This is a genomic window from Brevibacillus sp. HB1.1, from assembly GCF_013332445.1.
In the GTDB taxonomy this organism is placed as follows: Bacteria; Bacillota; Bacilli; order Brevibacillales; family Brevibacillaceae; genus Brevibacillus; species Brevibacillus porteri.
The window spans coordinates 875,067-895,872 of the sequence record NZ_JABMIV010000002.1 but is presented as its reverse complement, the minus strand read 5'-3'; the positions used below and the strand labels follow the sequence as shown (position 1 = coordinate 895,872).

The 20,806-nt window shown below is 48.5% G+C and carries 21 protein-coding genes; 8 read left to right on the top strand and 13 right to left on the bottom strand.

Annotated features, from left to right (window positions below; genetic code table 11):
• Positions 1 to 32 precede the first annotated feature (32 nt).
• On the top strand, positions 33 to 1,631 hold the full coding sequence (locus HPY27_RS09205) for a peptide chain release factor 3 (protein WP_017247887.1): 1,599 nt from the start codon (positions 33 to 35) through the stop codon (positions 1,629 to 1,631).
• 1,055 nt (positions 1,632 to 2,686) lie between these two features.
• Positions 2,687 to 4,606, top strand: a complete 1,920-nt coding sequence (locus HPY27_RS09200) for an endonuclease/exonuclease/phosphatase family protein (protein WP_174224823.1) — start codon at positions 2,687 to 2,689, stop codon at positions 4,604 to 4,606.
• 150 nt (positions 4,607 to 4,756) lie between these two features.
• Here HPY27_RS09200 and HPY27_RS09195 read toward each other — a convergent pair whose 3' ends face one another.
• From HPY27_RS09195 to HPY27_RS09180, 4 genes are all read right to left on the bottom strand, one after another.
• Positions 4,757 to 5,674 (bottom strand): acetamidase/formamidase family protein, encoded by a 918-nt coding sequence (locus HPY27_RS09195; protein WP_017247891.1) that lies wholly within the window; start codon positions 5,672 to 5,674, stop codon positions 4,757 to 4,759.
• Positions 5,675 to 5,882: 208 nt separating this feature from the next.
• On the bottom strand, positions 5,883 to 6,422 hold the full coding sequence (locus HPY27_RS09190; protein WP_017247892.1) for a GNAT family N-acetyltransferase: 540 nt from the start codon (positions 6,420 to 6,422) through the stop codon (positions 5,883 to 5,885).
• Complete coding sequence (locus HPY27_RS09185; protein ID WP_174224822.1) at positions 6,423 to 7,511, bottom strand: M24 family metallopeptidase; 1,089 nt, start codon at positions 7,509 to 7,511, stop codon at positions 6,423 to 6,425. It abuts the gene before it with no gap.
• A gap of 31 nt (positions 7,512 to 7,542) precedes the next feature.
• Positions 7,543 to 8,094 (bottom strand): helix-turn-helix domain-containing protein, encoded by a 552-nt coding sequence (locus HPY27_RS09180; protein WP_174224821.1) that lies wholly within the window; start codon positions 8,092 to 8,094, stop codon positions 7,543 to 7,545.
• 170 nt (positions 8,095 to 8,264) lie between these two features.
• On the opposite strand from HPY27_RS09180, the gene HPY27_RS09175 reads away from it, so the two are divergent.
• Both HPY27_RS09175 and HPY27_RS09170 read left to right on the top strand, forming a co-directional pair.
• Complete coding sequence (locus tag HPY27_RS09175; protein ID WP_017247895.1) at positions 8,265 to 9,413, top strand: MFS transporter; 1,149 nt, start codon at positions 8,265 to 8,267, stop codon at positions 9,411 to 9,413.
• Between the two features lie 202 nt (positions 9,414 to 9,615).
• Entirely contained in the window at positions 9,616 to 10,599 is a 984-nt protein-coding gene (locus HPY27_RS09170; RefSeq protein WP_174224820.1) for an ABC transporter substrate-binding protein, read from the top strand.
• A 55-nt stretch (positions 10,600 to 10,654) separates the two neighbouring features.
• Here the strand turns inward: HPY27_RS09170 and HPY27_RS09165 are convergent, their stop codons facing one another.
• From HPY27_RS09165 to HPY27_RS09145, 5 genes are all read right to left on the bottom strand, one after another.
• Complete coding sequence (locus HPY27_RS09165; RefSeq protein WP_174224819.1) at positions 10,655 to 11,449, bottom strand: DUF817 domain-containing protein; 795 nt, start codon at positions 11,447 to 11,449, stop codon at positions 10,655 to 10,657.
• Between the two features lie 38 nt (positions 11,450 to 11,487).
• Positions 11,488 to 12,291, bottom strand: coding sequence for an alpha/beta hydrolase (locus tag HPY27_RS09160; protein ID WP_174224818.1), 804 nt, complete (start codon positions 12,289 to 12,291; stop codon positions 11,488 to 11,490).
• Positions 12,288 to 13,289 (bottom strand): ABC transporter substrate-binding protein, encoded by a 1,002-nt coding sequence (locus HPY27_RS09155; RefSeq protein ID WP_174224817.1) that lies wholly within the window; start codon positions 13,287 to 13,289, stop codon positions 12,288 to 12,290. Before HPY27_RS09155 ends, HPY27_RS09160 begins: the two co-directional genes overlap by 4 nt.
• Positions 13,290 to 13,335: 46 nt before the next feature.
• Positions 13,336 to 14,526, bottom strand: coding sequence for a helix-turn-helix domain-containing protein (locus HPY27_RS09150; protein WP_173624314.1), 1,191 nt, complete (start codon positions 14,524 to 14,526; stop codon positions 13,336 to 13,338).
• A gap of 151 nt (positions 14,527 to 14,677) precedes the next feature.
• Complete coding sequence (locus HPY27_RS09145; protein WP_174224816.1) at positions 14,678 to 15,505, bottom strand: sulfurtransferase; 828 nt, start codon at positions 15,503 to 15,505, stop codon at positions 14,678 to 14,680.
• A 99-nt stretch (positions 15,506 to 15,604) separates the two neighbouring features.
• On the opposite strand from HPY27_RS09145, the gene HPY27_RS09140 reads away from it, so the two are divergent.
• Complete coding sequence (locus tag HPY27_RS09140) at positions 15,605 to 16,204, top strand: DUF502 domain-containing protein (protein WP_017247902.1); 600 nt, start codon at positions 15,605 to 15,607, stop codon at positions 16,202 to 16,204.
• Between the two features lie 157 nt (positions 16,205 to 16,361).
• Here the strand turns inward: HPY27_RS09140 and HPY27_RS09135 are convergent, their stop codons facing one another.
• On the bottom strand, positions 16,362 to 16,604 hold the full coding sequence (locus tag HPY27_RS09135; RefSeq protein WP_007724492.1) for a hypothetical protein: 243 nt from the start codon (positions 16,602 to 16,604) through the stop codon (positions 16,362 to 16,364).
• A 65-nt stretch (positions 16,605 to 16,669) separates the two neighbouring features.
• The gene (locus tag HPY27_RS09130; protein ID WP_017247903.1) at positions 16,670 to 17,113 is read right to left on the bottom strand and encodes a DUF2621 domain-containing protein; all 444 of its coding nucleotides are present in this window, start codon (positions 17,111 to 17,113) and stop codon (positions 16,670 to 16,672) included.
• Between the two features lie 166 nt (positions 17,114 to 17,279).
• Here HPY27_RS09130 and HPY27_RS09125 point away from each other — a divergent pair, with 166 nt between their 5' ends.
• The 3 genes from HPY27_RS09125 (at position 17,280) to HPY27_RS09115 (ending at position 19,129) form a co-directional block, all read left to right on the top strand.
• Positions 17,280 to 17,654, top strand: a complete 375-nt coding sequence (locus HPY27_RS09125; protein ID WP_012685928.1) for a hypothetical protein — start codon at positions 17,280 to 17,282, stop codon at positions 17,652 to 17,654.
• Positions 17,655 to 17,718: 64 nt separating this feature from the next.
• Positions 17,719 to 18,678, top strand: a complete 960-nt coding sequence (locus HPY27_RS09120) for a tetratricopeptide repeat protein (protein ID WP_017247904.1) — start codon at positions 17,719 to 17,721, stop codon at positions 18,676 to 18,678.
• Between the two features lie 64 nt (positions 18,679 to 18,742).
• On the top strand, positions 18,743 to 19,129 hold the full coding sequence (locus tag HPY27_RS09115; RefSeq protein WP_174224815.1) for a VOC family protein: 387 nt from the start codon (positions 18,743 to 18,745) through the stop codon (positions 19,127 to 19,129).
• Positions 19,130 to 19,209: 80 nt separating this feature from the next.
• On the opposite strand, the gene HPY27_RS09110 is transcribed toward HPY27_RS09115, so the two are convergent.
• Together HPY27_RS09110 and HPY27_RS09105 are read right to left on the bottom strand one after the other, a co-directional pair.
• On the bottom strand, positions 19,210 to 20,016 hold the full coding sequence (locus HPY27_RS09110) for an ABC transporter permease (RefSeq protein WP_174224814.1): 807 nt from the start codon (positions 20,014 to 20,016) through the stop codon (positions 19,210 to 19,212).
• Entirely contained in the window at positions 19,997 to 20,800 is an 804-nt protein-coding gene (locus tag HPY27_RS09105) for an ABC transporter ATP-binding protein (RefSeq protein ID WP_017247907.1), read from the bottom strand. The genes HPY27_RS09110 and HPY27_RS09105 overlap by 20 nt, the downstream gene beginning before the upstream one ends.
• Between the last annotated feature and the right edge of the window lie 6 nt (positions 20,801 to 20,806).

Here is a 20,806-nt window from a genome sequence, read left to right as displayed (position 1 = left end):
AGTTACTTATTTGCGATGACAGGAGAATGAAGATGAGTCAATCCAATCCCCAATGGGAAAATGAGATAGCAAAACGCCGTACCTTCGCCATCATCTCCCACCCGGATGCGGGTAAAACGACAATGACGGAAAAGCTGCTCTACTACGGCGGAGCCATCCGTGAAGCAGGGATGGTCAAAGGGCGCAAAAATTCCAAGCACGCTACCTCCGACTGGATGGAGATCGAGAAAAAGCGTGGAATCTCCGTAACGTCCAGTGCGATGGATTTCGAATACAACGGACACCACATCAACATTTTGGATACACCTGGTCACCAGGACTTCAGTGAAGATACGTACCGTACGCTGACGGCTGCTGACGCTGCTGTGATGATTATCGACGTAGCAAAAGGGGTAGAGGCACAGACGATCAAGCTGTTCAAGGTCTGTCGGATGCGGGGTATTCCGATCTTTACGTTCGTGAACAAGCTGGACCGTCACGGTAAAGATCCATTCGAGCTCTTGGAAGAAATTGAGCGCGTACTGGGTATTCGTTCTTATCCGATGAACTGGCCGATTGGGATGGGCAGCTATTTCAGCGGTGTATTTGACCGCATGAAGTCTCGTGTCGAGCTGTATCAAAACAATACACAGCACGAGGATATTTCCTTTTTCCCTGTAGAAGGAGCAGAAGATCCACTAATCGGTGATCGTGTCGGTCAAGAACTGTGGCAGCAATTGCAGGACGAAATCTCCCTGCTGGATGTTGCGGGAGATGAATACGATCCTGAACTGATCAACAAAGGACAACTGACACCTGTTTTCTTCGGTAGTGCCATCAACAACTTCGGTGTACAAACATTCCTGGACAACTTCCTGCAAATGGCGCCAGCACCTTCTGCGAAGAAAAGTACAGAAGGCTTGATCGATCCGTATACGAACGCGTTCTCCGGCTTCATTTTCAAAATCCAAGCTAATATGAATCCAGCTCACCGAGATCGCATCGCTTTCTTGCGTATTTGCTCCGGAAAGTTTGAGCGGGGAATGTCAGTCAAGCACGTCCGTCTTGGCAAAGACATCAAATTGGCGCAGCCAGTACAGTTTATGGCACAGGACCGCGAAATAGTCGATGAATCGTTCGCGGGAGATGTCATCGGTCTTTTTGACCCGGGCATTTTCCAGATCGGTGATACACTCTGTGTTGGAAAAACGTTTGAGTACGAAGAAATGCCGCACTTCTCGCCAGAGTTTTTCTCCAAGGTGATGGTGAAGGACGCGATGAAGCACAAGCAATTCCAAAAAGGGATCATGCAGTTGACCGAGGAAGGAACGGTGCAGTTATTCCGTACCCATCCGATGGAAGAGCTGATTCTTGGTGTGGTAGGTGTGCTGCAGTTCGAGGTACTGGAATACCGTTTGAAAGCCGAGTACGGGGTAGACATCATGTTGACTCGTATGCCGTATCAAATCGCTCGCTGGCTCGAAGGGGAGAAAGCAGACCTCGATGCTGTGAAGAATCGAACTGTTTCCGACCGTTATGGCCGTCCCGTTATGCTGTTTGAAAGCGAGTACCAGCTGCGTGTCGCGATGGATAAGTACTCGAATATCAAGTTCCACGAGAGTTCTCTTGGTTTGAAATCCGTTCATTCTTAATTGAAAAAGAAATGCAGGGCCTCCCGATTACGGAGAGGCCCTCTTTGCAGTTGCCTGTCTTGCACGACATTTACTTTGGCACAGGCGACACAGGTATCCACTTGTTGGAGTACAACGAATACGGATGTTCAAAGAAAATAAAGTAGTAGACTGAGAAAATATAGTAGTAGACTGGCGATGCTTCATTACGCTATCGGGTACGTTAGGTCAATGAAACAGAGGCAGTCTAGGACTTTATTTTCGCGTCCTGGACTGCCTCTGACTCTTTTAGGTGGCTACGACACCGGGGCAGTTTAACCTGTTCACGGAGGGGATTTTTTTATGCTACCAAAGAACGGAAAAGCCAAAGGGGCTGCCTCGCTGTACAAACAAATACGCGGGTACGGAAGCTTGCGGCTCAAGCACAAACAGATGATTGTCCTCGCATGACGTGTGACATATTATCCTCCGCGATTCTACATAACAAGTCAGCGATTTCCTTCATCTGCGCATTGGCGAACAACCGACGAAACATTGTGGCAGCTCGCTGGCCCGAAGGAGCATAGAGACACAACCTATTGGAAACAGTAATGCCATATGCTGAACCACGGTTCGATGCCAAGCGGATGAGTTTTCTGGAACAATGACATTGGAATACATAACATTTGCAAATTCCCTGATTATTGTCAAATTCCATAGATGTTGCGTTTGTAGGGGACAAATGGGAGGAGTGAAGGTTACCTTCTGGGAAGAGCACTATCCGTTCTGGAGCAAAGGTATTACGCTCGATAAAACAGATCATCGATATATGCCTAAAGCGTGGAAAACAGCATCGAAATCAGTGTAAATGCTGTTAAAGAGTAAACTAATGATGGTCCCGATTCCGTCATGCACAGAATTCAACGCTAAACATTTATCAGAGTAACAACTCTGTGGAAAATATGTTTTCGCAGTGACTTGCGGGAAATGACAGAGGAGGTTTCTGCAAAACCTGACCCGCAAGCTGCGCTGACTTGCGGGTCAGGTTGTTTTGGATACGGAGTGATTAACATAAGTGAAAAGGTGGTAATAGGAGTATGAGAACATCGAGTAGGAACAACAGACGCTGGCAAAAGCCGGCGCTGGCATTTTTGGTGCTTGTCGCTTCCGTTGCTCTAGTTGTGCTTCTGCGCCAGGGGGGCTTGGCGCCGCAAAATCGACTAAGCCTGCCCGAACCAGACCGGAACACTCATGGAGACGTGACGCTGATGGCGGACACGGTCCGTATTCATGACATCCAAGGTGCGGCTCACCGATCGCCGCTTGAAGGGGCCGCGGTGAGCAACGTGGAAGGTATCGTGACAGCAGTGGTGAAGGACGGCAACAGCGTAACAGGCTTTTACATGCAGGACACCCAGCCGGACAGTGATCCCCGCACGTCGGAAGGGATCTTTGTCTATGAACCAAATGTCCAGGTGAACGAGGGAGACAGGGTAAAGGTATCGGGCACCGTGAAGGAATACGTGAGCAGGAACAGGCAAGCGACGGATCTCACACTGACCGAGATTGATGCGTCGGCGATCAGCGTCACGGAGAATGGCCAGCCTCTTCCAGCACCTCTCGTTCTGGGTGAAGGAGCGTACCGCTACCCCTCGACCGTGATTGATAATGACAGATTTGCCCGTTTTGATCCCGAAGAAGACGGAATCGATTTCTGGGAAAGCGTGGAAGGGATGCTGGTGCAGGTAAAAAACCCGCGAGTGGTGGGGGAATCGAAGAGATTTACCGACCCTCCCAGTGTGGAGTTTGTCATCATTGACGACCAGGCGAATCCGGGAAAGGTACGTACCCCATCAGGAGGCATCATCATTGCGGAAGACAACTACAATCCGGAGCGCATAACCGTTGCCAACAAACTGACGGGAGAGGCGCCTATCGCAAAAGTTGGCGACAAGCTGGCAGAACCAGTTGTGGGTGTGATCGATTACAGCATTGCCAACTACAAGCTTTACAACACCAAGCCGCTGCAGCTGATCGACGGAGGATACCGACCGTTTGAGACAACGATAGAACCCGCGGCAGATCAATTGACGATCGCGTCCTATAACATCGAGAATTTTTCAAGGGTCTCCGATTTGGAAAAGGTGAAGCGAATCTCCGCCTCTTTGGTGCACAACCTGAAGAAGCCCGACATCGTCGGAGTGATTGAGATGCAGGACAATGACGGTCCGGCGGACACAGGCGTGACGGATGCCAGACTGTCCGCACAGGTGTTGATCGATGAAGTGTCCCGGCAAGGAGGCCCCGCCTACCGCTATGTGGACATCGCTCCCGTGAACAACAACGACGGAGGACAGAAGGGGGGCAACATCCGCGTCGGATTCCTTTACAATCCCGAGCGTGTCCGTCTGGCGGACCGTCCTGCTGGGAATGCAAATACCGCCGTCCATGTAGTAACACAGCAAGGCGTAGCCCATCTATCCCACAATCCAGGACGAATTGACCCGGGCAACGCGGCGTTCGAAAAAAGCCGCAAGCCGCTCGCCGCTGAGTTTTTGTTCCGCGGCAAACAGGTGATCGTGATTGCCAACCACTTCAATTCCAAAGGAGGAGATAGCGGCCTTTTCGGTTCCCAACAGCCCCCTGTGCTGACCAGCGAGGCGCAACGTGTGAAAATCGCCCAGGAGGTGAATGGATTCGTCAGGGAAATCCACGCTGCCGACCCGGACGCCAACGTGGTGGTACTTGGGGACCTGAACGACTTCTCCTTCTCCAAGCCGATCCTTACACTAAAGGAAGAAGTACTGGTCAACATGGTGGAACAACTGCCTGCAAGGGAGCAATACACCTACGTGTACGATGGCAACTCGCAGGCCCTGGACCACATCCTCGTCAGCCGTCATCTGGCCGACAACGCGAAGGTTGATATCGTAAACATCAACTCCGAATTTACGGAAGAGCACGGACGGGCAAGCGACCACGACCCTGTCCTGGTTAAGATCGACCTGCCCCACTGAATCTAAGATATTCCGGATAAAGGCCGTCCTTGTTCATTGAATGTAAGAATAGAGTAGGCGCATGCACATACATGCGCCTACTACTTGAGGTCTCTGCCTTGTTTGACAGGGTCATCCGGCTATCCGTCCCCTCTTAATCGATTGAGCGGGCTAGGATTTGCGAACAGGTAAATATGCTTTTGGAATTTTACAGGCGACACTGTAAGCGGGATTGAACACGTTGGCCACCTCATATTCGACGACTTGGCCGAGCAGCAGGCTTGCTTCATTTACAGAGAGCCCATAGTCTTCAACTAGCAAGGAGAGCATTTCAGTAGTTGCGTGCTGAAGCGCTTGTTCGAGCGGTCTGACGTTGCCGATACAAGACAAGTGAGTGTCAGACTCTACCCTAGGCCATTTTATCGTCTTGCCCTTATGCACATGGACGGAAAAACGGACGTCTAACGATATTTCTATACCCGTGCCGACAATTTCGCCGCATCCCTGTGTCGCATGTCCATCGCCAAGATGAAAAAGCGCGCCTTCCGCAAACACTGGAAAATAGACAGAGACACCGGCAACTAACGCTTTGTAGTCCATATTACCGCCGTAATTGCCGCTTGTCGCCGCTGATATGGCCTGACCTTGGGAAGGGGCTACGCCGAAACAGCCGAGAAACGGACGAATCGGCAGGTTCAGGTATTCTAAACCAGGTGTCGGCTTCTCTAACCGCGCTATACCCTGCGCAGCATCCACCTGCCAGCGGACTATTTCCAGAGTGGGCAATGTTGTAGCTGTCAGCGGATCGACTACGTTAGGCGCAAGCACATTGCATGTCCATCCCCAGTCCCGGTTTGGCGTCATCGATTCCAGCTTAACCTCCAACACATCACCGGGTTGTGCGCCTTCCACGTAGAAGGGACCCGTCATCGGATTTCCTCTGGGGGCAACGCTTTCGCCCATGTGATCCCATCCTCTTGCATCGATGGTAGAGGTGATAACCGTGTCGCCGTCGTTTATAACCAGCGCCGGTTCATAAGAGCCGATATTGTTGTAATACAGTTGCGGTTGAAACGTATGTATGGCCATTTCATTCACTGCCTTTCCTGGAATGTTTAAAGTCAAATATCTGAATATTTGTCTATCATAATTCTCAGTACGGAGGATAAAATCCCTTTTGGTATCTTTTCTAAGTTTTCTCGATGTAATATTGACTAGTGTCTAATACTTTATTTTCTTTTGACAACGGACGTCTGATCCATTTCACCAATTCCACGACTCATTTAGACAGTATGGACTAGAACTCGATGGCAAAAAACTTGACTTCCTCCGTATTATTCGGAAGGGTAATCATCCCTTTATCTTGCAGGCCGATTTTCTTTAAAAGATTGGCAGAAGATGTATTATCGGGGTTAGTGATTGCTACGATGCGCTTTAAGCCGACAACTTCTTTTCCGTGGGTAAGAACGGCAGAGGCTGCCTCATACGCGTAGCCTTTGCCCCAGTATGCGGGCAGAAAGGCAAAGCCGATATCGACATCCTCCAACGAATCCCTCTTGATCAGTCCACATAAACCGATCGGAACATTTCCTTCCTTCAGCTCTGCCAAATACAGACCAAAGCCATGACTCGCATACATCGCGACAGCACCATTCAAAATATAGTTGCGGGCGTCTTCTGGCGTACGAAGACCACGATCGCCAATAAATCGAATCCAAGAAGGCTCATTCATCAGTTTCAAGACAAAATTAGCGTCTTCGGCAGTTTGCCAGCGGAGGATGAGACGATCTGTTTCTAGCACTTTCAAAGGAACGACACCAGCCTTTTCTTTTTTCATTTATCCGATGATTTGCAGCTCTTTGGTAAAAGACGTCAATACTTCTACGCCATCCTTCGTGACGAGCACATTGTCTTCAATGCGAATGCCACCGATCTTCGTGTTATAAATGCCCGGTTCAATCGTGAAAACCATGCCTGGGATGAGGTCTCCAACTGCCTGGCTGTGAACGTACGGGGCCTCATGAAGCTCCAATCCGATTCCGTGCCCTACACGATTGATGAAAAATTCTCCATAGCCCCGGTCTGCAATGACACCTCGTGCAGCTAGGTCAACCTCTGCGATCAGAGCGCCTGGTCGAACGGCTTGTATCCCAGCCAGATTCGCTTGCAAGACCGTATCGTACATGTCAAGCAATTCTGCACCCAGTTGACCAACTGCAAAAGTACGAGTCAGGTCTGATACATACCCATCGACATACACCCCTGCGTCAATCAACAAAACTTCACCCGCCTGAATCACACGTGTCCCCGGGTCACCATGGGGCAGTGCTGATTTTTCTCCAGCTAGTACAATCGTTGAAAAGGATGGGCCTTGGGCTTTTAGCTTTTTCATCTGGTATTCCAGCTCTGCGACGACGTCCAGTTCCGTTATCCCTATGGATATCAGAGGAAGCGTACGGCGTAGGGATTCCTCCATCACCCAAATAGCTCGCTTGATAGTCGCGATTTCAGATGCATCCTTAGCCACACGTATATTGCCCAGCAATTCTCCGACATCCACTGCTTCTGTAGCTTGCACGATCGATACGAGTGCCTCATATGTTTTCGCTGTCAAATGGTTCTTCTCCACACCAATGTGAGAGAGGGAAGTCGGCAGCAAATGCTGAAGCACAGTTAGTGCATTCTGTGAATCGTCATGGGTGTAAATCATAATGGCAGGACAAGCCTCCCGTGCTTTTTCACCGTCCAGAAGTGGAACGAAGAGGAAGGGGGACTCGCCTCTCACCAAAACGAGGCCCATAAAACGTTCATGTGGCTCTGTCAAAAATCCGGTAAAGTAATACACGTTTTTCGGATGCGTAATAATCAACGCGTCCAGTTTCCTGCTTTCCATATACGCGTGCAGCTTTTCCAGTCTTTCTTGCATCCAGATCACCCTTTTTTATTGGTAGACAATGTTAGGTTCTAAAAATGACAGGCGTCAAAACGGACAGAATCTCGGCTTCTTCAACAGTGGAAGGATTGTACCACGTATGAAGGAGAGAGGAAGGGAAGTGGATCGTGTCTCCTTGTTCGAGATGGTATTCTGTTCCGTCGACGACGATGGTGACACATCCTTTTACGACGTAATAAAACTCTTCACCTGGATGCTGAAAGGCGACATGCTTCATCTGTCCGGGTGGCAACACGTTGAGGAGGGGTTCAAGCGCCCTATCGGGGAAATTCCCACCGATTCGAACGTACTTCACAGGTGAACCTTCAATTTGCAACGTTTGACGTTTTTCAATGGGAGTGTGGTACGTGATATCTTTTTCTACTTCAAAGAAGTACGTAATGGGGACACCGAGGCATTCCGCAATTTTTTGCAGAGAAGTAATCGCGAGCGAACTGTTACCACGCTCTACTTGTGATAAGAAACTGACGGAGAATCCTGATTTCTCACTTAAATCCTTTAAAGTAAGCTCCTGTTGTATACGAAGCTTTCGTATTTTTTTGTAAACGTGCTCCAAAAAGTCACCTCCTGACCAAAAACAATTACGGTATTACAGTAAATATTACGGTAATACGAAAATAAATGCTACGTTTATTCCGAATTTTCTCTATTCTTTTCTTATCCTACTTGTACCATTCCCTTCATATACTGGGACAAAGATAGGCCGTTAGAGAGGAAGGGAATGCTTTGAGGGCTCTCCTGTTAGTGGTTTTGTTTCTTGTTGCCTTTGACATGCACGCGCAGACGCCACTTCTTGCGCCGTATTTAAACGTATTGGGTGTATCCGCTGCGATGATCGGCTTCGTGCTCGGCGGATATGCGATCAGCAATTTGACAGGCAATCTGCTCGCAGGACCTTTTCTCGATCGCTATCCGAAAAAATGGTTTATCGCAGGTGGATTGATTTTGGCTGGTGTGATGCTGATTGGCCAAGGCATCGTGCAAAATACCGCAGGCTTTTTTACCTTTCGGCTGATGCTCGGGTTTTTGATGGCGTTTGTATCCCCTGCTTGTTCTGCCTTGCTCGGAGAAACAGGGAAGACGGCACTTGAGCAGGGCGAAATCATGGGTAAAAAGGGATTGGTCCTTACATCGGCAGGTATCGTATCCCCGGCAGTCGGTAGCTTTTTGGCGGTGCAGTTCGGCTATGGTCAATCATTCGTGATTCTCGGCTACATGATGATCATTGCTGGCGTTTTCGCTTGGATGATGTTGCCCCAAAGAGTAGAGGGAAGCACGCCGTCCACGCCACGGATCAAAGGTGGGGGCAAGCAGAGCCTTACCGCTATCCTGGAAAATCGCATGCTGTACCCTGCGTTTCTTGGGGGATTTGCGATCATTTACGCCCAAGGAACAATCATCTATGAAGTGCCTTTGCTCATCCAAAAACAAGGGCTGTCCCCCGCAGTTACTGGCATATTGTTCAGTTTGAAAGGCTTGGGGGCACTAGCGATTCTGTGCCAGTTTTGGCTGCATCGCGTCCCCGTAGAGACGAGAACGTTTGCTGGATTGGGTGTGCTTAGCCTTCTTCTGTACGCCCTCGCAATCGGCTTGGCGATTCCGATTCACGTCATGATGTTTTTCTTCGGGGCGTGCTTTGGGATGCTGTTCCCAGCTTTTGCGACCATTTTGACGGTACATTCACCCCGAGAGCAATACGGGAGTGTGTTTAGTATTTACTCAGCGGTATTGTCGATCGGAGCGGTATTGAGCCCAATATTGGCAGGCCTGCTGGGGAATTGGCACCATTCCTACTTCATTGCGTTTTTTGTAACAGCTGGCGTGTGTCTGATCGGAGGACTACATCGATTCTTGTTAAGCGGGGTTCCACGCTAAGCGGATTAAAAATAGAGAGTAAAAGGACTTTCTGCTTAGTAAGCAGGGGGTCTTTTTTCGTTTCCATAAACAAAAAGTTGAGCATCGTGCCATAATCCGCTATAATACCCATTGTGATTTTGATAATTATTCTCAGTGAAAATGTGGTCGAGTTGGCAATTGCCGCTGCTTGATGGCATGACGCAGATGGAGGAATACACCAATGAAGAAAACAGCCAAACTTTCGATAGCCAGTGTCGTATTGGCAAGCCTAGTTACAATCGTGAGCGCTTGTTCTGGCCAGCCGAACGCAACGAATCCAGAGACTCAAGCGGGTGACAGTCAGACTGCGACACCGGGGGCTGAAGCTCCACGAGTACTGAAGGATGCGATGGGAAATGAAGTAACAGTCCCAACCCAACCGAAGCGCGTGATCGCTTCTTATCTGGAGGATCATTTAGTAGCGTTGGGAGTGAAGCCAGTTGCCCAATGGTCTGTAGGAAACAGCGAGGTACAGGGCTACCTGCAAAAGGAGCTGGCGGGTATTCCAGCGATTCCTTATGATCTGCCACCAGAAGTTGTGATGAGCCACAGTCCTGACCTGATTATTTTGGATAGCGCGACCTTGATCCAAGGCGACAAGTATAGTCAGTACGAAAAAATTGCGCCAACCTATACAATCGGAAAAGAAAAGAACAGCGATTGGCGCAAAGAACTCCTGACAGTAGGAGAAGTCCTTAACAAGGGGGAAGAAGCGAAGAAAGTGCTGGCGGATTATGAGACATTTGCAGCCGAATCCAAACAAAAGTTGCAGCAAGCAATCGGAGAAAAATCAGCGGCAGCACTCTGGATGACGGGGAAAAATGTGTACGTAGCACGTCAGGACTTGTCTAGCGGCGATGTGCTCTACAAGGACCTCGGCTTTAAGGTTCCTACCATCGTTCAGGAAATCTCCAAGTCAGGAGAAGCAAACTGGAATTCGATTTCCATGGAGAAATTGGCTGAACTCGATGCCGAGTACTTGTTTATTGTAAACAGTAATCCGACTGGTTTGGAACAGCTGCAAAAGGACCCCGTATGGGCGAATATCCCTGCTGTGAAGAATGGAAATGCCTATACATTTGCGAAAGATTCCAGTTGGCTGTACACTGGCGTCATTGCTAACCGCCAAATGATTGAGAATGTACTGAGCAACGTAGTCAAATAAGAAGAAAAAGCCTGTCCACCCTTTGACGTTTCGTGTGAAAGAGTGGATAGGCTTTTTATATGTGTCTCTTGCTATTATGGGACTGGGATCTTCTGGATTTTACGTGCTTCAATTCCGCCACGATAATAAAGCTCACGATGACAAGTAAAAACCACGAGCTGATTTTACTGAGATGCACGAGCTCCCAGCCTGCTCTTTGATTCGGATAATTCCAAGCACCGAGGAACGTCGCTATATTTTCCGCAATCCAAATGAAAAAACCGATCAAAAAGTAACCAAGAGGGATGGGCATGAAAAATCGCTCGTTCGCGACGCTAAAATAAACACGGGTTTTCCAGAAGACAATGAAAATAGCTGCCATCAGCACCCAACGCAAATCCCAAATATAATGGTGGGTGAAAAAGTTTAGATAGATCATGGCGCCCAAAATGGTGGCGATAATCTGATGCGGCCAGCCAGAGAGGGAGACCTCTAGTCGGCGCCAAGCTTGACATAAGTAGCTCGCGACACTGGCGTACATGAACCCACTGTAAAGAGGAACGCCAAACACCTTGCTGTACGCATCTTCTGGATAGCTCCAAGATCCCATATGCACCTTGAATATTTCCAAGCACAGCCCGATCACGTGAAAGACCGTGATGACCTTCAATTCGTCCCGAGACTCCAAGCCACTTTTCACCATGAAGATTTGGAAGAGTAGGCAAAGCAAAAGCAGGAGGTCATACCTCGGCAAACCAGGAATGGTGACGAATTTGGATAAGGCCAGCGAAGCAAAAATAAAGACCGGAAACAAGCATGACATGGCTTCTTGATAGCCGAAATGAAGCAATAAACGAATATATCGTATCATTTGTCTGTCCTTTACGTTCTGAAAGTAGTTTCAGAGAGTTAATCCGTAAGCACAAACCGCACCAGTCTATTGATCGCGGAAGGCAGCACGCTTACGTGGCCCTCATCTTCGAATTTGATGTAGCTCACTTGAATACCTTTGGTAGCGAGTGGTTCTATGCGCTCGACGACCCGTTGTGCACCCTCGACCATGAAGGAGAGTTCATCACCGCCAACAATGACAAGAAGCTTTACTTCGTGTTCCCCTTTCCATTGGGCGATGAAGCGCTCTTGCTCCCTCAATACCTCGTCATTGCCCCACCAGACGGAAGGACTGCCTGATACGACGTGAGAGAATAGTTTCGGGCGCGAGAACATCGTATACAGTGTGAAATGGCCGCCTAAGGAGTGACCGAAAATCGCCTGTTTGTTCGGATTTATTTGCCACTCGGAAGAAATAGCTGGCATCAGCTGCTGTTCAAGGAATTCGAGGAACAAATCAACTCCGCCATACTCTGGCCAAGGCTGCCCATTTGGTCGGTCAGGAAGCGTAGCTGCGTCCACAGGCATGGTCAGATCATAACAACGGCGGTCCATGTCAAATGGCAGACGTGATGGATAGCCGATTCCTACAACAATGGCTGGGTTGAAGCCCTTGGGCTTACGGGTTTGAACCTTCACTGTCTCGGCAATCGTTCCGAACATCGCATCGCCATCCACGGCATAAATAACCGCATACCCTTCAGGAGGGGCCTCTGCTTCCGGAATCGCAATCATAATCCGATAGTCACGACCTTGGCTTGATTGCAGTGTCCACTCTACACAATTACTAGGGGAGTAGCCGTTTTTCTCTATGATTCTCATTTTGCAATCAATCCTTTCACATCGTCAATGACTTTCATATGTGCGATCAGACCACCACTTAACCAGTGATCTCCCTCAACTTTAAACGTACGACCGTTCTTCACAGCCTCCATGCTTTTCCAAACAGCACTCTCTGTCAAGTCTTTCTCAAACGCATCCCCCGTACCAGCGTCATTGATGAGGAAAATATAGTCCGCATCCAAATCAGGTAAGCTCTCTAGTGATAAATTAATGTCACCGCTGGATACGACCTGGCTTGGCAAAAAGCCCAGTTCTTTGGTAAGTACGTATCCACTGAAGAAATCGTATTTGATGAAGAACATCCCTCTGCCATTGAAGCGAATGATTGCGGCTTTTTTGCCTTGGGTATGAGGGGCCAACTCCTTTTTGGCTGACTCGACATGCTCCTTATATGTCTGCAAAGCTTTTTCAGCTTCCGTCGACTTGCCCAACAGATCGCCAACCACGCGTACGGAAGATTCAAGATCAGAATTTGCCTGTTTGAACACATATGTCGGAGCAATCATCTTATATTTATCGTACACGCCGCTTTCGATATGGTTGGCATTGTGCAAGAGGATGAGATCTGGCTCATGGGCCATAACAGCTTCCGGCTCTGGAGGCAATCCACCTGCGAAGGTAATGGACGGCACATCTTTTAGCTTATCTTGCAAATACATTTTTGGTCTTGAGCCCGTTGACCACTGCACGACCGGAGCAACGCCTAATGCGACCAATGTATCTTCCAGATTGGGAGCGAATATTTTGGCAGGTGCGGCAGGCAATGTCACCTCGTTACCCATTTCATCTTTTAGTACCCGCGGGTAGGCAGGCTGATCAGATGAGCTCTTTGCCGATCCTTCGACGCTCCCAGTCGCGGACGAATCGACCTTCTGCGTCACTGCCTCACTGCTTGCATTGCTCCCGCAGCCTGCCGTAAGTCCAGCAACGAGCATCGTCGTGGTCAGCATCAGGGCAAGGCTAGTTTTCTTTGTCATACAAGTGGAATCCCCTCTCGTTGATAATGTTTCTCACTGAAAAACATTATAATTCACACAAGAAAGGGGCTCCATGGACAACACCTTGAATCGCATTTGGACTTTTCCCCGTTACCATCAGTAGCATTTCATCCAGCATCCGATTCATGGCAACGGGTGAATACTCGTACCACGGATTAGAAGGCAAGGAATAGAGATACCCATCTTGAACAGCGCGAAGTCCTCTCCAAAGCGAATGATGCTGTAGCGTCAGCCAGTTTATACGTGTCGACTCATCCAGACAAACGAACAACAGGATTCGCTCCGGGTCTAAGCTCACTAGCTGCTCAAGCGTAATTGGCCGATTGCAAGGTTCCGTTTCTTCTTCCACAAGAGAAAGCTGCAAATCATCGCACAGAAGCTCCTTCATCCCCTTGTTGTTGTAGAGATGGATGCCATCCCGATATAGTCGAATGATCGCAAATTTATCTTGTTTGAGCACGGGCTGCAGGTCTGCGCGAACGGCAGCAGCCTTCGCTTCATAAAAAGCAATCCAGGAGTCACAAGCTGCTTCTTTGCCCGTGTAACTGGCAACTTCACGTAATCGTTCTCTCCAGCCAGAAGATTGGAGGGTCAAGACGACTATGCCATGTGCAGACAAGCGTTGCCTAGTAGTTTCGGGAAGTTCTATGTGGCTGATGACAATATCAGGCTTGGCAGCCAGAAGCATCATTTCCTGATCGTCATCGTTCCATGGTGTTTCGACCGCTTTTAGATGAACCGCAATCCGTTGCTGATACTGCTGATAGTAATAGGGGGTCCACTTCGCATCCAAAGGAGCAGCGACTGGTATAATCCCAAGTACCATTAGATGTCCCAGTAGGGAAGGGGTGTAGACGGCAACTTTGCGCTCGGAAACTCTTTCATACGAGGAGGGGGATACACCCACTTCCTTCTTGAACTTCCGACTAAAGTAAAACTCATCGCTATACCCGATTGTTTTCGCAATCTCCCGCAGCTTCATATCCGTCTCGCGTAACAATCGCTTGGCGTGATTGATACGCAGACTCGTTACATAGTCCATGACACTTTGCCCGTAAGCCTTCTTGAACGAATCACCAAAATAGCTCGAACTTAAGTTCGCCATCGCTGCCAACGTAGTTACGTTTAACGGACGATCGAAGTTACAGATTATATAGGCGCGGACCTCGTCTAGTGACATTTGACGACTAGGCTTGTATGCTTCGTTATGTTTCATGAAACCATCCACCTTTTCAGGCAAGTATGCATTTTGATGATAATGATAATTATTATCTATGAATGATAGCGAAAATGATAGAGGCAGAAAAAATAAGGCGACCGCTCCCCAGTATCGTAGGGAAGCGATCGCCGCCATTCCATTTTTGGAATTACTCTTCACCGGTAGCAACCGGATTTTCCTCGTACGAGCTCCAATCACTCCAGCTGCCCAAATACAATTTCACATCTGTTCGACCAGCAGCATGGAAAGCAAGCAGATTGGAGCAAGCTGTCACGCCTGAGCCGCAATAGACGATCAATTCTTTGTCAGCGTAAGGAGCGAGACGCTTTTGCAGCTCGTCTGCCGGAAGCATCGTCTGATCAGCAGCGAGGTTGTCCTTGTAAAAGAAATTGTGCGCCCCGGGTATGTGACCTGCTTTTGCGTCGATCGGTTCATTCTCACCGCGGTAGCGTTCTGGCGCACGAGAATCGAGTAATACAGTATGTTCGCTGCGTTTTTTGACACCTTCCATGTCAACCAGCATGTCGTGACGGACATGGGGGACGAACTCTCGAGCTTGTACAGTAGGTACTTCTGCTGTTACCTCATAACCAGCCTTTTTCCAAGCAGCGTATCCGCCGTCGAGTACAGCTACCCGATCGTGACCAAGGTATCGCAGCAGCCACCATAGACGTCCTGCCATCGCCATTTCCTGATCATCATAGGCGATGACAGTCGTGTTGGCATCAATTCCCGCATTTGAAAAATGGGCAGCTAACAGATCTGGATCTGGTAGAGGATGACGTCCACCATGCTCGCTTTTGGAACCAGAAAGGTCACGGTTCAGATGAAAGTAGAGGGCTTGCGGGATATGATCTTTCCCGTATTCCTCTGCACCTGCTTCAGAAGCACTTAAAGCAAAACGACAATCGACGATCACCATATTTTCATCGTTCAGATGATCCTTGAGCCATTGAGGTGTGACAAGTGCTTGCATGAATCTCCCTACTTTCTCTTTTTTTTCTTCATCATAGCAGATGGCACCCCAATCAGGTACAATAATTACGGTAGGTGGTTAGGGGAGAGGAGAAGAGAGATGAAGCGTTTCATTCGCTATTTTTTAGAGGGGTTATTGTTTGTCATTCCTTTGGCAGTGACGATTTATATTTTGTACTGGATTTTCACGACAGTGGATAGCTGGTTCTATAAGCTGGTCCACAACTGGTTTAACCTCCAAATTCCAGGACTGGGCTTCCTCTTAACCATACTCGGCATCACGATTGTAGGCTTCCTTGCATCCAATGTGCTGACACGCGGAGTGCTTTCGCTCGTGTCCACTGTTTTCGAGAAAGTGCCGTTTATCAAACTCATTTATACATCCATCAAGGATTTGATCGGAGCGTTTGTAGGGGAGAAGAAGAGCTTCGACAAGCCGGTGCTCGTGACGCTATCTAAGGATGGAAATGCAAAGGCAATTGGGTTTATTACAAAGGAAAGCCTCGATTCTTTCGGTCTCACAGACCACGTAGCGGTCTATTTGCCACAGTCGTACAATTTTGCAGGAAATCTCCTGTTGTTCCCGAGCGATCAGGTACAACTGCTTGATACGGAGAGCTCAGAAATCATGGCATTCCTGGTATCGGGTGGGGTATCCGGAGGGCCGCAAAACGTAAACAAAAGAAGCAGCGATGCTTAAATAATGCAAACCTCCAGCGCCACGAGTCTTGTGGTTTTGGAGGTTTGTTGCTTGTTTTGGGAACTTTAGAACAGTTGTTTTAAAAAACTACGTTCAACATTTTACACACAAAAAAAGACACTCAAACGAATTTGAGTGCCTTCTTATTTCCATGGCATTAGCTGCTAAAAAATCCACTATGGCTAGAATATTTGCGACGATAGTGACGATGACCGTATGTTCGATGCCCCATCTTCCAAAAAGGGCGATATCGGTAATCACTGCTGCTGTACTTGTGATAGCCACGTCCGGTCATTTTCCACAAGAACCGGGCGCCTTTCTTAAAGAGGACCGCCACTATGACAATCGCAACGATCAAGATAACGAAACCGATCCCCAAAATCGTGAGTAGGACTGACATCCACATCGTCTCCTTGCCAAAAAGGTATTACCCTTTTTTACGGATCACGCCACAGGAAGTTTCAATTATCCCTCGGCATTCAAATATTTCTCATAGGGAGTGTAGTCGATTTCTTTGGATTTCAGGTGAGCAATGAGCCATTTGTGGTCACGCTTGGGGGTTGCTACGATGTACCCCTTTACGATCAAATCTGTTGTAATGGTGGTTGCTTTCTCTTCCAGCGCGATCTGTCCGATTCTCGCTGCAATGGAACGTCTCGCAACATCACGAAACAACTGTGGCACAGGATCAACCAATTCATTGAGCAAGGTCAGACCCTCATCTGTCCAGAGTGCACGTGTCTGATCAATGTAATGATCTTGCCAATCCAAGTCAGATTTTCCGTCTTGCTTGGGCATGGACTTGAGAAATTTGCGGAACATGAAATACCCGCCAATCGCCATAAGACTTACGAGAACAATGGTCCAGCCAACAATAAACAGGGAAAACCCTGTAGACATTTCACCCATACCTTGTACACCTCATTACCAATATCCATTCACTAGTAAAAATTGTACCTTATTTTGGTTCGGGCAACAAACTTTTTGTGCGTTTGCCTATCCTTGGGTTTGCTCTTCCCAAGAACACATACAATTTAGTATGATTAGAATTAATCTTTATTGGGAGTTGACGCTCATGTTCAAGCTTGGACAACGCGTCGTCATTGTTGCCGACTCCTTCGAGCAAGGTTTGCCTTTGGGTGAATACGGTTACCTGATTGCTCGTGACCGCAATCCGGACAGCGCATTTTCCTGGGTTTTACGCATACCGAAAATTGATAAGCATATCGCTGTTGTAGAAGAGGATATCGCCTTGGAGGAGCAATTGCTGGAGGAAGAAGCCAATCGCATCTCGCATGAGGCTTTACTTGATTTTGCATTGGCGACAAGGAACGAAGCACTGTTTCGACAACTGATGGGCATGGAAGATGCAGAAGAGGCAAATGACGAACCCGCGAAGGAATCAATGGAGGAATTTATCCGTAAAGTAAATATCAAAGCATGGATCTAATTGGCGGTTTTCCTTGTGTGGAGAATTTGAAACTTTTGTGAGGAAATGAAAGCGAGGCTGTTTCATGTCTGAATTTGTGACGTTTACCAATGAGTTTGGTCAAACCATCGATATGTCCCGAGAGGACTACCAGAAAACAATCATTCCGCAAAATCTGGATAAGTACTGGGATGAAAAAGATAAGCTTCGCGATTTTGCGATGGAGTTGGTGAAGGGTCAATTTCATGAGCAAGCCGCTGTCGCTGCTGACAGGCTTCTCGAATTATACGGTCCAATCGAGTCTGCTCTCATTTTCCGTGCAGTCGTTCATATGCAGGCGAGAGAATTTGAAAGCGCTAAAAAAATCCTGACAGATTGTCTGGAACGATTCCCGTCATCGGGTACGGCTTGCACCAATTTGGCAAAGATTTTCGCGTTTGAGGGAGATGAGCCAAAAGCATTCGAGACCCTACATACTGGTCTGCACAAAGATCCGAATCAAGAAAATGGCTTGAATATGTTTGTCGAGAGCTTCGTGCAAAGAGGGAAAAAGGATGAACTGAAAGGGCAGCTAGAGGCGTTGGCAAGTAAAGAAGGCGCTTGGAGACCACAGCTGCAGCTGGCTCGTCTGGCTTTGACGGAGGAGGACCTCCTGAATGCGATGAAATGGTACACGGTAGCGATTGAAGGAGCGAAAGACCGCTTTGAGGTCGTCATGACTGTGACAGGTGAATTGGGACAAGCGGGTTATGTCTATCAGTTGATTCAGATTTGTGAAAAGTTCTGGACGCCGCATTTCCCGTATCCGTATGCTGGCTTCAACTATGCCAACGCTCTGTTGGCAACCGATCAAATGGAAAAGGCAATCGGCATTCTGCGTAGCATGCAAGAGCATTTGCCAGATAACTACAAGCCTATGGTCGATCACTTCCTGAATCGAGTACCTGGAGCGCTCGAAGTGGAAGCAGCCGCCCAACAGAAGGTCGTCGAGAGCCACATGGACGATCCGACAGCGAAGAAGAGCAAGTGGAAGTTTTGGAAGTAAATCGATAGCTAGAGCGCCCGGCATTTCGCTGTCGGGCGTTTTTCTGTAAAAGGGGGACTGTGGGATGCTGCATCATGTTGAAGTGTACGTCTCCAATTTGGCACGCTCCAAAGATTTTTGGGGATGGTTGCTGGAGGATGAGCTGGGCTATGTGCGATATCAAGAATGGGCCAGTGGGGTAAGCTGGAAACAGAATGGTACCTATCTGGTATTCGTTCAGGCCGAAGAGCGATTCCTCGATACCTCGTATCATCGGTGTCGAGTCGGTTTGAATCATCTGGCATTTTACGCACGGGATCGAGAACATGTGGAAAAGCTGCGGGAGGAAGCTGCTCGTCGCGGTATCTCTTTGCTCTATCAGGATCGGCATCCGCATGCTGGAGGCGAGGGACATTATGCTTTGTTTTTTGAGGACCCAGATAGAATTAAGGTCGAGATCGTGGCCCCTTAACCTCGTAAGAACCTATTGATCCATGAAAAAACGGTGTAATCATCCCCGGTAGATGGTTGGCACCGTTTTTTAGAAGCCATCTATTTGAACTGGCTGGTGAGCCGCCGCTCTATATAGGCTACGCCTTGATACATCACGGTAGCGATGACCGCGATAATGGCTAAGCTCATCATGACCAGGGTGAAATTAAATACTTGGAAGCCGTATATGATCAAATACCCCAAGCCTTGCTGGGATACGAGAAACTCTCCGACGATGACGCCCACCCACGAAAGTCCGACATTCACTTTCAGCGTTGCGAGAAGGGTTGGGATGGTAGCTGGCAAAATGACGAGCGTGAAGATTTGCCGTTTGCTCCCTCCAAGTGTTTGCACGACTTTGACGTAATTTTGATTGACTTCTTTGAAGCTGGTGTAGACGTTGATCGTGGTGATGATGACCGAGATCGCGCACCCCATGGCTATGACGGAGAGCAAACCTGGACCAAAGCCAACGATGAAAACCGGACCGAGGGCTACCTTTGGCATACTGTTGGCAATAACCAGATAAGGCTCTAGTACGCGGGAGAGAAAAGGGGACCACCATATAATCGTTGCCATGACGGTTCCCAGAATCGTGCCTAAGAGAAAGCCGATAATCGTTTCCCATACGGTCAAGCCGACATGCGGGAGAAGACTGCCATCTTGCAGCTGTAGCCAAAATTGAGCCCAAATCTTGGAGGGATAGCTGAAGATGAGTGCATTAATGGTGTTTGTTCGAGCCAAGAGCTCCCATAAGCCGAGAAAAACGAGAAAGAGGAACAGTTGTGTAGAAAAGACGGAAAAGCTTATACGCTTTTCAAGCTGCAAGTAGCGACGATGGACAGATTCAATTTCCTTTGGCTGCATCAGACACCACCTCCATCTCTTTCCACACGCGATGGAACAAGTCTTGGAATCCATCATGATTTCTGGCGTCGAACGGCAGAGCATCCCGGATCGGGTTGGGTACGACAATCTCGCTGTTGATGCGTCCCGGGTTGCGTGAAAAGATATAAACGCGATCGCCCATCGCGATCGATTCCGAGAGATCATGTGTCACAAGGACTGCCGTTTTTTTATGCCGGCGTAGTGTTGAAAAGATCAAGTCTTCGAGCTTGAGTTTGGTTTGGTAGTCTAATGCAGAAAATGGTTCGTCAAGCAACAGCACATCAGGTTGACAGGCGAGTGTGCGGACGAGTGCAACCCGTTGTCGCATGCCGCCTGACAGCTGTAGGGGAGAGGATTTGCGCACATCAGACAGTTCCATTTCATCCAGCAGATGCAGGGCGTACTCTTCTGTTTCCTTGGAGCGGATGCCTTGGATATCGAGTCCGAGAAACACGTTATCTTCGATGGAGCGCCAATTGAACAAATAATCTTGCTGAAGCATGTAGCCAACTTGCCTAGACGTTCCGCTGACTTCTCTTCCGTCGATCCACACCTTACCTGCTGTCGGCTTCTCAAGCCCTGCAATAAGGGAGAGCAACGTCGTCTTTCCACAACCGCTGGGACCAACCAGACAAATGAAATCGCCTTCCTCCACGCGCAGGTTAATGTCTTGGACCGCCATGAACGCCCTGGTCGTGGATAAATAAAGATGGGTCACGTGGCCGAGTTCTATTTTTGCCGGCGTAGAAGAAATCTGCTTCATGACGGC